The 396-nt window shown below is 66.7% G+C and carries 1 protein-coding gene; it reads left to right on the forward strand.

Translation table 11 applies throughout. The features are described 5' to 3' along the window. A partial coding sequence (locus J0A65_RS26165; RefSeq protein ID WP_206597109.1) for a copper-binding protein occupies nucleotides 1-311 on the forward strand: 311 nt, incomplete at its 5' end. Nucleotides 312-396 lie beyond the last annotated feature (85 nt).

A 396-nucleotide genomic window follows, 5' to 3' on the forward strand; every position in this document is an offset into this window, starting at 1 on the left:
GCCTGCGCGGCATCATCGCCGCCGATACGCCTCGGCCGACCGCCGCAACGCCCCCGGCCCTGCACGAGGCCGAAGGCACCATTGTCGGCATAGACGACGGCATGATCGAACTGGCGCATGGCCCGTTCAAGTCCCTCGGCATGCCGGGCATGACCATGCCCTTCCCGGTCGGCGACCCTGCGCTGCTGACGCAAGTGAAAGCCGGTGAGCGCGTTCGCGTCGGTGTATCCCAGCGCGACGACGGTCTGTTCATCGAGCGCGTGGAAAAGCTTGATGAACAACAGGCCGGGCCTGGAGGGCATGAGCAATGATCGCCGCCATCATCCGCTGGTCGGTCGCCAATCGCTTGCTGGTCGTCCTCGCCACCCTGTTCGCCGTGGCCTGGGGTGTCTGGTC

Origin of the sequence: Bowmanella yangjiangensis, from assembly GCF_017255015.1 — a bacterium.
Classification (GTDB): Bacteria; Pseudomonadota; Gammaproteobacteria; order Enterobacterales; family Alteromonadaceae; genus Bowmanella; species Bowmanella yangjiangensis.